Below are 1,667 nucleotides of genomic sequence, written 5' to 3'. Positions count from 1 at the left end.
CGCCCGGCCGGCACCCGCACCACCCACACCGACGTGAAGGGCAACCCCCATGGCTGACTACGTCCTCGCCATCGACCAGGGCACGACGAGCTCGCGTGCCATCGTCTTCGACCACTCCGGCCGGATCGTCTCCACCGGCCAGCTCGAGCACGACCAGATCTTCCCCAAGGCGGGCTGGGTCGAGCACAACGCCGAGCAGATCTGGAGCAACGTGCGCGAGGTCGTCGGGCTGGCGCTCACGCGCGGCAACCTGGCGCACACCGACCTCGCCGCCATCGGCATCACCAACCAGCGCGAGACCGCCGTCGTGTGGGACAAGAACACCGGCAAGCCGGTGTACAACGCGATCGTGTGGCAGGACACCCGCACGCAGGCGATCGTCGACGAGCTCGGCGGCTCCGAGGGCGCCGACAAGTACAAGTCGATCGTCGGCCTGCCGCTGGCGACCTACTTCTCCGGCCCCAAGGTCAAGTGGATCCTCGACAACGTCGAGGGCGCGCGCGAGGCCGCCGAGAAGGGCGACCTCCTGTTCGGCAACACGGACACCTGGGTGCTGTGGAACATGACCGGCGGGCCGGACGGCGGCGTGCACGTCACCGACGTCACCAACGCGTCGCGCACCATGCTCATGGACCTCGACACCCTGAGCTGGCGCGAGGACATCGCCGCCGACATGGGCATCCCGCTGTCGATGCTGCCCGAGATCCGCTCCTCCTCCGAGGTGTACGGGCAGGGCCGCCCCCGGGGCCTCGTGCCCGGCGTGCCGATCGCCGGCATCCTCGGCGACCAGCAGGCCGCGACGTTCGGCCAGGCCTGCTTCGAGGTCGGCACGGCGAAGAACACCTACGGCACCGGCAACTTCATGCTGCTCAACACGGGCACGGAGAAGGTGCCGAGCAAGAACGGCCTGCTCACCACCGTCTGCTACAAGATCGGCGACGCCCCCCAGGTGTACGCCCTCGAGGGCTCCATCGCCGTCACCGGCTCCCTCATCCAGTGGCTGCGGGACAACCTCGGGATGTTCGAGGACGCCCCCGACGTCGAGTGGCTGGCCCGCAAGGTCGAGGACAACGGCGGCGCCTACTTCGTGCCCGCGTTCTCCGGCCTGTTCGCCCCGTACTGGCGCCCCGACGCCCGCGGCGCGCTCGTCGGCCTCACCCGGTACGTCAACCGCAACCACATCGCGCGCGCGTCGCTCGAGGCCGTGGCGTTCCAGACCCGCGAGGTCGTCGACGCCATGAAGCTCGACTCCGGCGTCGACCTCACCGAGCTCAAGGTCGACGGCGGCATGGTGGCCAACGAGCTGCTCATGCAGTTCCAGGCCGATCAGCTCGACGTCGACGTCGTGCGGCCCAAGGTCGCCGAGACGACGGCGCTCGGCGCCGCCTACGCCGCCGGCATCGCCGTCGGGTTCTGGAAGGGCGAGGAGGACGTCACCGCGAACTGGGCGGAGGACAAGCGGTGGTCGCCCGCCATGGCCGAGGACGAGCGGGAGCGGCTCTACCGGTCCTGGAAGAAGGCGGTCACGAAGACGTTCGACTGGGTGGATGCTGACGTGCAGTAGTCCGTAGACCGAAACCTCGGTGCTACCGCTGAGGGGACGGCATCGCTTCGCCCGGACGCGTTCACGGGCGCCAGGGCGCCCTCCACTTCGGGAGGGATACGTC

The 1,667-nt window shown here is 69.5% G+C and carries 1 protein-coding gene; it reads left to right on the top strand.

Going from position 1 to position 1,667, the window contains the following annotated elements; translation table 11 throughout:
- Positions 1-49 precede the first annotated feature (49 nt).
- Positions 50-1,564, top strand: a complete 1,515-nt coding sequence (gene glpK / locus ACFUVW_RS20765; protein WP_430573185.1) for a glycerol kinase GlpK — start codon at positions 50-52, stop codon at positions 1,562-1,564.
- Positions 1,565-1,667: the final 103 nt, after the last annotated feature.

The sequence above is a fragment of the Isoptericola sp. NPDC057391 genome (assembly GCF_042668085.1).
In the GTDB taxonomy this organism is placed as follows: domain Bacteria; phylum Actinomycetota; class Actinomycetes; order Actinomycetales; family Cellulomonadaceae; genus Isoptericola.
The sequence above is the reverse complement of the archived record's forward strand: the minus strand, read 5'-3'. Positions and strand labels throughout refer to the sequence as shown.

What these genes read in the sequence shown, in the direction of transcription:
- glpK (WP_430573185.1), top strand. Translation starts at nt 50, where the DNA reads ATGGCTGACTACGTCCTCGCCATCGACCAGGGCACGACGAGCTCGCGT.